This is a genomic window from Streptomyces yangpuensis (assembly GCF_001005295.1).
GTDB lineage: Bacteria > Actinomycetota > Actinomycetes > Streptomycetales > Streptomycetaceae > Streptomyces > Streptomyces yangpuensis.
This window is the reverse complement of sequence record NZ_LBMK01000003.1, coordinates 1,276,024-1,284,103: the sequence shown is the minus strand read 5'-3', so window position 1 is coordinate 1,284,103 and position 8,080 is coordinate 1,276,024. Positions and strand designations below refer to the sequence as shown.

Below are 8,080 nucleotides of genomic sequence, written 5' to 3'. Positions count from 1 at the left end.
CATCGAGAACCAGAAACGTCCCGGCTGAGGTCAATAATGCAGACCCGTGCGCCCGCGCGGATCAGAGCAGTGTTAAGAAGCGCTTCCTCCCGGGCGTGAACGCCCGGGGTTCCGCGCTAGATCATGCTGAAAATGCGTGCGGAGACGTACCAGCAGGTGGCGTGCAGGAGGATGGTGTATCCGGTCCGCTCCCGGCGAGCTTCCGGGGTGGCACCGCGGCCGAGGGCTTCCGTCGCGTCGTCGGCGAGGACGTCGAGGGTCGATTCGGGGTCCGCATCGGGGTGGTCGCTGACGATCCCGGACAGGTCGGAGATCAGTTCGCGGTGTTCGGCGGGCAGGGTGGGCGTCTCTTCATGCGTCTCAGGCGTCTCAGGCATCTCAGGCATTCCTTCAGTCACATCCCTCACCGACGCTCGGGCAGGCCCGTGGGTTCCCCCGAGACGTCGGCGAGCCGCCCGACGTGGCTCACCGTGGTGGAGGACGGCAGGCTGCGCTCGGCCCGGTTCCGCACCACCCGGCCGTGGCCCAAGTGACAATCACCGGCCGACCCGCACGGCAGCCGGTGAGGCTGAGCCGCCACGGCCCACGAACCACCTGCCCGCGGAGAACCCGGCAGGCTACTGGACGCTCCAGCGTGGCGGGTGGGCCGGATCGGCCGGGCAGCCGAAGACGTTCAGTTCGCCCCAGCGCCCGACGGTCACGTTCGTCGGTGTGCCCTCCTTGCGTTCCCTGGCGGACGGCCCGTCCTCCAGCGGAATCCAGCTGTGCGTACCGCCGTCCCACTCGGAGCTGTCCACGGTGAGGACGAGCGCCATGGCCCGTCCGCAGGCGGCGCAGTCCATCGGGTGGGGGTCGGTCAGGTGCCAGGACGCGAAGCCGCCGACCCGCCAGCCCGGCGGGATGGAGAGGTCGTACTGGTAGCGGCGGCGGGCGCCGTGCCGGGGCCCCGGCAGAAGCTCCCAGGCTGTGATGGCGGCCTCCAGTTCCGCCGGGAGCAGGCCCCCGTACTGGTAGGTGGTCACCTGTTCGGGGTGGAGTACGCAGGGCGCGGGCACGTACCCCTCGTAGCCGACGACCTCCGGCTCGGGCTGCTCGGTGAGCGGATCCGGCACCGCGTCCGAGCGCTGCCAGCGCAGTTCCACATACATGGCCCCGCCGGTCTCACCGTGCCGGTCGAAGGGGCACCAGAACAGCTGGAGGAGGTCGCAGCCGTCCGGCCCGGCCGGGAGATCGGGGATGTCCCTGCGATGGAACTGGGCCACGCCGAGGAGGGGGATCGGATCGGTGTCCTCCAACCCCGGTACCTCGTATTCGTCGCGGAGTGTCCTCAGCAGCTCCTGCTTCTCTTCGCCGGCCGGGCGGCCTCCCCCGCTCACCCAGAACTCGGCGAGGAATCGCTCCAGCCGGATGTCCTGCGGGCGCCGACCCCGGTCGCGGGGGTGGGGGTGCGTGCACACGGGCCACGGTGCGTCCGCGGGCCAGAGCAGGAGCCCGCCCACGTGGCTGTCCGTCACGGCCGGGGTGCCTGGCCGCGGATGGAGCCGGGTGGTGGTAGCCCTGTGCGCGGCGAGAGCGGGAAAGAGGGCTTCCGGGTCGTACGGGCGCGGTGGTGTGGTGCGGGCCATGGCCACGACCCTACGGGTCGGCCGCCGGAGCCCGGCTGAGGCCGGTCCGGAGCCGAGCGGCGCGGGCGGCCGACGGCCACCGGTTCGGGCGGCAGGGCCGCCTCGACGAACGCCGGCTGGCAGTCCAGTTGCACACGCTGCTCGCGCACGTCCTCGTCGGCGGCGGACACGTCCCTGGCGCGAAGCCCTCTGCGGAGAGCGTCCGCCTCGCCACGGATCCCGAGCCCGCCCAGGGACGTAGCCAGGCCGTCGCGACCGGAGCCTTCGAACTCCTCGCCCCGGACGGCGAGCGGATCTGGAACGAGGGGCTGGCGGACGACATACCCGTGGTGGAGGGACGCCGCCTGCTCGTGCTGGACGAGCCGACGTACACGCGCAGCTGGAACGCCGACCGGTTCTTCCCGCACCTGCCGGGTGCGGCCGAGCTGGCTCGCGTCCTGACGGCGGACGAGGCACGGACCTGGTTCGCCCGCACGTCGCCCGGCAGCACGGACCACGACCGGCCTTCCTGACCCCCGGTGGGGGTGGCGGGTGGCGGGTGGCGGTGCGCCGCGTACCGTCACCGTATGCATGATGACGGGTCTGTCGAGAGCGTCGGCGGTGCGGCAGGGGCCGGAGCCGTGGTCTTCGTGTGCGCGGCGTGCGGGGTGGCCCTGACGGGACCCCTCGAACGGCTGCCCGCGGTTCCGGACCCTCCGTACTTCCCCTGGTGGGAATCCGGCGAGCGGGGCCCGTCGCCGGCAACCATGCCCGCGGGCCGGTACGCGATCGAGACGGAGCACTACGGTGCGCCCCTGGTCGTCACGGACGTGCCCGGGCCCGCCATGCCGCGCCGCGGGACGAAGGGCGACGGGCACGGGCGATGGCTGGTGTCGCGGGGGCCGCGGGGCAACATCGTCATCGATCCGGGCGACGCACGCGGGCTGGAACTGCGGCACGCCTCCGCGGCCTGCTGCGGAGCGACTCCGGACGGGGGCATGAACCAGGTGTGTGCCTGCGGAACGCTCGTCGCGACGCTCTGCTCCGACTGCTGTCTGCCCTACGAACTGCACCTCTCGGCCGCCCACGTCCGCGCCGTACCCGCCGTACGCACCGGAGCCGAGGAGGTCCGCCGCGGAGCCGAGGAGGTCCGCCCCGCAGCGGCCGGTCAGTAGCGGAACAGCACCCCGCGCCATACGGGGACTCGCCCGGGATCAGTGGGCCGTCCCCCAGCCGTCCCCGGGCCATTCCTCGCGCAGCATCCCGAACAGCACGGTGTCGTGGCGCTCGCCCGCCACCAGCACCGTGGACCTGCGGCGTCCCTCCTCGCGGAAGCCCGCCTTGGTGAAGGCGCGGACGGCGCGTTCGTTGCCGCTCCAGGTGTCGAGCTCGATCCGGTGCAGGCCGAAGGCCCCGAACAGGTGCCCCACCAGCAGGCGCAGTGCATCGGAGCCGTGCCCGTGGCCCCAGCGGTCCCGTTCGCCGATGGTGATGCCGACCGTGGCCAGCCCGGTGAACGGGTCCAGGTCGCGGTAGTCGGCCATGCCGATCACCGTACCGTCGGCCCGGTCCTCGACCGTGAAGACGGCCGACTCCCTCGGGTTGAGCCGCAGCATGGTCTCGAAGGCGAGGCCGACGGCCTCCTCCGTGACCGGGCCGAAGCACGGGTCGCCGCCGGTGGCCCAGTGGACCACCTCCGGATCGTTGCGCCACCGGAGGTGGTGTTCCGCGTCCTGCGCACGAAGTGCCCGTAGCCGTACCAGTTTTCCTTCGATCATGCACAGATCATAGGCGGGGCACATCGTCGATGATCTTGAAATCGGACGCCACGCCCCCTGCCTCCGCTGTCAGTGGGGCGTGCCAGGATCAGATCATGAACTTCGTCGTGCCGCTCCCGTCGGACCCCGCCCGCTCCGAGACCTATGCGGACTGGGCCCGTTCGCACGGACCGGCCGCGCAGGACGCCGCCCGCGGTGTGCTCACCGACGTCCGTGACCGGATCTCCCTGGCGTATCCGAAGGCCGGCCGCGCCCTGGACCAGTTGACCGGGCTCGCCCACCGGCTCCCGGCGGCCCATCTGCCCTGGTACTGGGACACGGTGGCCCACCGGTTCATGTCCTGGGACACGCGTTCCGCCGCTCGGGCCTACACACTCGCCCGCGCGGCGGAACGGGAGCACGACCTGCCCGTGGACGTGGCCTGGCGGCGGCAGAACGTCCTGCTCCTCGCCGGGTCCGGCGCCCTTCCCGTCAAGGAGCTGAGTGGGCACCAGGCCTGGCTGGCCTCCGTGTTGGACCCGGCCGCCGCTCACGGGGAGTTCGTACGGGTCCTGGCGGCGTGGGCGGCCTCGCCCGGCGCGCTGCCCGCCGACCTGGCCCGCCGGGTCCGTGCCTCGGCGCGCGCCGCGGGCCTCGGCGGCCCGGAGGAGGCCCGGGTGCTGGCCCGTACGGTCGGCGCCGCGCGCGGGAAGGCCCTGCCGGACACGCTGCTCGACGCGGTTGCGGCGCTGCTCGCCGAGCATCCGCAGGACGACGAGGTCCTCGCCGCCCTGCTGGACGTCTTCCCCGAGTCGAAGCAGGACGCGGCCGCCTGGCTGCGCGTCCTGCTGCGCTCCGGCGCCGCCGGGGCGGTCGCCTCCGGCCGGATCACACCGGAGGGCGGTCTCGCCGCCTGGCTCGGCCACTACACCCGGGCCTACTCGCACTACCGGGTGCCGTACGGAGGCGTGGCCCGGCAGCCCATGCCGGCGGAACTGTTCGACCTGGTCACCCGGTTCGCGCCCCGGCTGCGTGCCGCCGCTACCCCGGTCACGCTGCACGAGGACCGCTGGCGCTGGCCCGGCCTCGACGCGGACCTCCTCGATCTCTGCCTCGCCGAGGGGCTCCCTGTCGTCGATCCGGGCGAGAACATCCGGCTCACTTTCTGGGGCGACCGTTCCCGTCGCGACCTCAAGGCCCTGGCATCGGACCCGGTGTTCGGGCCACGGCTGGAGGGCACCGTGCACGCCGGGCTGCGCGGCGGCGGCACCGCGATCACCCGGCTCCCGGAGAATCCGGGCATCGCCGCCGAGGTGCACAGCCGCGTCGAGAGGCTGCTCGGGGCCCTGGCCGACGGTGGCCTGGCCGCCGCCGACGAGGCGGTGGAGGAACTGGCCGAGCTGCTGGACCGGCCCACGGCCACCGCCCTGGACGGCATCGACGAGGCCCTCGCGGCCCTCGACGCGACCGGCCCGCTCGCCCGGGCGCTGCGCGCCGGCCTCCCCGAGGAACTGGGCTGGCCCGCCCTGGAGGAGGCTCTCGCGGCGCTCGCTCCCGAGGACGCCGCCGGGGTCACGTGCACCTGGCCGGTCCTGACGGTCTACGGCAGCTCGAAGGCCGTGGCCGTCGCACCCGGCGCCGTGCGTGCCTCCACCGGCTTCACCCTCCCCGAGGACGCCGCCCACCACGTCGTGCACTACGTGGGCGGGCAGTTCCTGGTCAGCTGGTCCACCGACGCCGACGACCCCTTCGGTGGGCGGGCCTTCTGGTCCGACCGGCCCGAGGAGGTCTTCGTACCGGCGCGGAGCTACGGTCTGCGCCCGTACGGCGGCAGCATCCAGGGCGGCCTCGGCTACCAGTTCGAGACCCGGGACGGAGGCGGCCGCCACGACGGGGAGCGCGTCCTGCGCCCCGGCGGCCGTGAGGGCATCGACCATTACGACTTCCAGATGGGCGACGGTACCCATGTATGGAGCTCCAAGGTATTCGCGGGGCGCAAGGGCTGGGCCCGGGTGGATCCGGTGACGGGCGAGCGCGCCGCCGAGCACACGCTGCCGGCGTTCCACGGCTCGGCCGATCTGCCCGACGGCATGGCCTTCTTCGGTGACCAGCTGACGCTCGCCGCCCTCCCGGCGGACGCCCCGGCGTCTCCCCTGGGCCAGGACGGCGCCCTCACCGGCTGCCGGGTGCTGCACCGCACCCCGTACGCGGGCCCCTCACCGACCGAGTTCGTACTCGAAGGCATCGACGGCCGCCGCGCCCGCTACCGCAGCCGGCGCCCGGGCCGCCGTCCCTGGGGCATCCTCCGCCTGCCGCAGGGCGGCGAGGACGCCGTGCTGGCGGGCGAGACGGCCATCCGCTGCCATGCCGCCGAGGACAACTCGCTGCTCTGGGAGGTTCACGGCTTCCCCAGTCCGGACGCCTCGCGGCGGGCCAGGCCGTCGGGCCACAGCGTGGGCCCGTATCCGCCGCCCGCCTTCTGGCATTTCCTCGCCCCGCGCGACCCGGCCTCCTCCGAGGCGCTGCGTGCGCTCGGGGACGAGACCGTGCGTGCCCTCCTCGCCGCCGCCGTGCGGACCTCCGGCCACAGCACCCTGCGGGACCGTGTCGCCCGGCTGCTGCCCGGGGTGTCCGAGCCGAGGGTGGTGGACGGTGTCGTGCGGGCCGCGCAGCTCGCGGCCGACGTGCTGCGGCGCCGCGAGGAGCTCTCCCGCCGTGTCGGCATCATGCGGGCGGGCCCCGCGGTCGAGCTCCGCTCCCCCGTCCCCGACACGGTGCTCGCCCCCGCGCTGAACGGGCTGCTGCCGTATGTCCGCCCGTACGGGGCCTACGTGCCCGGAGCGCACCCCGCCACCCTGACCGCCGTCGCGGCCGAGGGGCGCCACCTGCGCGGCGAGATCGACGACGAGGCAAGGCTGCTGGCCCTGCCGGCTACCCCGGCGCCCTGGACGGCGCTGCTGGGCTCCATCGACGCGGTGGCGTGGCGCGCCGTCGTCCATACCACCTCCGACGAGGAGCGCACGGCGCTCGCGGCACTGCTGGAGACGTGGGCGGAGCAGCCGTTCGCCGCCCGCGGCGGACGCTGGCGCGTGGGCACCGGGAACGACGCGAGCGGCCTGTACACGGGTGCCCCGTCCGTGCGGCCTGCCACCGACGGACTTGCAGACGGCACCGCCGACGGGCCTGCGGACGACGCGGTGCGCGGTGTCGACCAGGACGACACGGGGCGGCTGCCGGTGCTGCTGGCCCTGGTGCAGGAGCGCGGCCCCCTCGCGCTGTCACCGGAGGCGGTCGAGGTGTTCGTACGGCGTACGGGTGTACGGCGGGCGATCGCCACGCTGGTGCTGGGCGGACTGCCCCAGCATGACAACCGCGACGCGCACCTCAAGGCGCTCAGGGCCGCGCCGTACAGGGCGAACAAGGCGATGGCCCAGGAGTACGACGGGCTGTGCCGGCGTCTCGGCGACAGCGGCCGCCGGGCGGTGCTCGCCGCGGGCGTCCCGCAGGATCCCGCCGAGTTGTGGGAGCCGGGCGGCCTGACCGCGGCCGCCGAGCGGATGGCCGACGCGTGGGCGGGGCTGCTGGGCGCCGGCGAGTACATCGACGAGGACCTCATCGCCGCCCTGGAGGCGGATCTGGGGCTGGGGGCCGGCTGGGCCCTCGCCCTGACCGGGGGCCCGGAGGCCGCCGGCCGGTACGTGCCCGGCGCCGCAGGCGTGCTGGTCGGCGTCATCAACGGCGGGCTGGCCCTGCGCCACGCCGAGGCCGACGGCAGCGCCGGCCGTCCTGTCTTCGTGCAGCATCCGGTGCACGCGGCCCCGGCATCGGTCGTGGCGTGGGCGCTGACCGAACTCCCGGTCGGCGATCCGGTCGCCGCCGGCGCCGCCGCGGTGCACGCCGCGCTGCGGGCCCGGATGGACGACCCGCGGACCCTGATCCCGCTCGGTTGGCACTTCGCGCTGGGCCGGGCCGTGCCCGAGGATCCCGCCTTCGGCCCGTACGAGGGCGTCATGCTGCCCTGCCCGGAGCCCCTGTACCGGGAGGACACCGTGCCTTCCACCGCCCATGACGACGGGGTGTTCGTGGTGTCGGTGCCCGGCAGGGACGTGTTCCTGCGGCCGGCCGCGCTCGCCGACCCGGCCGGGGTCGAGCGGGCCGAACGGCTGTGCGCGGAGCTGGGACTGTCCGAGTTGCTGGCCGCCGTCCGGCGGATCCAGGTGGTCCGTGGCGAGGGCCCGGACCGGATGCTCGCCCGCGCCGCCGACACTCCGGTCCCGCCGGGGGGCTACGAGCTGAACCCGGCCCTGAGCGTCCCGGAGCTGGTGGCCGAGGCCGGGTCGGCCCTCGGGGTGGGCGCCGACGCGGCCGCGCTCTACCTGCAGTTGCTGGCGCTGGCCCGGCCCACCGACCAGAACGTACGCCGCTGGAACGGCTGGAGCCCCGCCCGGCACAAGGCTGCTCAGGCGGAGCTGGTGGCGGTGGGCGCGGTGGAGACCGGACGGCGGGCGCGGGCGGGCCGGACGGCGTTCGTCCCCGGCCCGTGGACCGAGCTCAAGGCCCCGCACCTGCCGCTCGAAACCGCCAAGCTCGGCCCGTACGCGGCCTGCGTCGGGCGGTCGGAGCCGGAGATGCCGTTCCTGCGGCTGCTGTCCCCGGTCCCGCCGCACGAGCTGTTCGCCGAGGCCTGGTACGCGGCCCGCTAGCGAAGCCGGTGCCCGC

General features: G+C 74.5%; 6 protein-coding genes. 3 read left to right on the top strand and 3 right to left on the bottom strand.

Translation table 11 applies throughout. From position 1 onward, the window contains the following. Nucleotides 1-116 precede the first annotated feature (116 nt). Together AAT21_RS21050 and AAT21_RS21045 are read right to left on the bottom strand one after the other, a co-directional pair. Nucleotides 117-377: a hypothetical protein gene (locus tag AAT21_RS21050; RefSeq protein ID WP_046778305.1), complete on the bottom strand. Its 261-nt coding sequence runs from the start codon at nucleotides 375-377 to the stop codon at nucleotides 117-119. A 240-nt stretch (nucleotides 378-617) separates the two neighbouring features. Beyond that, the gene (locus AAT21_RS21045) at nucleotides 618-1,625 is read right to left on the bottom strand and encodes a hypothetical protein (protein ID WP_046778304.1); all 1,008 of its coding nucleotides are present in this window, start codon (nucleotides 1,623-1,625) and stop codon (nucleotides 618-620) included. 128 nt (nucleotides 1,626-1,753) lie between these two features. Between AAT21_RS21045 and AAT21_RS21040 the strand changes: the two genes are divergently transcribed. Both AAT21_RS21040 and AAT21_RS21035 read left to right on the top strand, forming a co-directional pair. After that, nucleotides 1,754-2,137 carry a hypothetical protein gene (locus tag AAT21_RS21040; protein WP_235438982.1) on the top strand — a complete coding sequence of 128 codons (384 nt, stop codon included), beginning with the start codon at nucleotides 1,754-1,756 and terminating at the stop codon, nucleotides 2,135-2,137. 54 nt (nucleotides 2,138-2,191) lie between these two features. Next, a complete protein-coding gene (locus tag AAT21_RS21035) occupies nucleotides 2,192-2,779 on the top strand; it encodes a hypothetical protein (RefSeq protein WP_157879758.1) in 588 nt (195 codons plus the stop codon). A 39-nt stretch (nucleotides 2,780-2,818) separates the two neighbouring features. Here AAT21_RS21035 and AAT21_RS21030 read toward each other — a convergent pair whose 3' ends face one another. Continuing rightward, a complete protein-coding gene (locus AAT21_RS21030; protein ID WP_046778303.1) occupies nucleotides 2,819-3,382 on the bottom strand; it encodes a GNAT family N-acetyltransferase in 564 nt (187 codons plus the stop codon). A 95-nt stretch (nucleotides 3,383-3,477) separates the two neighbouring features. On the opposite strand from AAT21_RS21030, the gene AAT21_RS21025 reads away from it, so the two are divergent. Next, entirely contained in the window at nucleotides 3,478-8,064 is a 4,587-nt protein-coding gene (locus AAT21_RS21025) for a hypothetical protein (protein WP_046778302.1), read from the top strand. The last annotated feature ends 16 nt before the right edge of the window (nucleotides 8,065-8,080 follow it).

What these genes read in the sequence shown, in the direction of transcription:
- AAT21_RS21050 (WP_046778305.1), bottom strand. Translation starts at nt 377, where the DNA reads ATGCCTGAGACGCCTGAGACGCATGAAGAGACGCCCACCCTGCCCGCC.
- AAT21_RS21045 (WP_046778304.1), bottom strand. Translation starts at nt 1,625, where the DNA reads ATGGCCCGCACCACACCACCGCGCCCGTACGACCCGGAAGCCCTCTTT.
- AAT21_RS21035 (WP_157879758.1), top strand. Translation starts at nt 2,192, where the DNA reads ATGCATGATGACGGGTCTGTCGAGAGCGTCGGCGGTGCGGCAGGGGCC.
- AAT21_RS21030 (WP_046778303.1), bottom strand. Translation starts at nt 3,382, where the DNA reads ATGATCGAAGGAAAACTGGTACGGCTACGGGCACTTCGTGCGCAGGAC.
- AAT21_RS21025 (WP_046778302.1), top strand. Translation starts at nt 3,478, where the DNA reads ATGAACTTCGTCGTGCCGCTCCCGTCGGACCCCGCCCGCTCCGAGACC.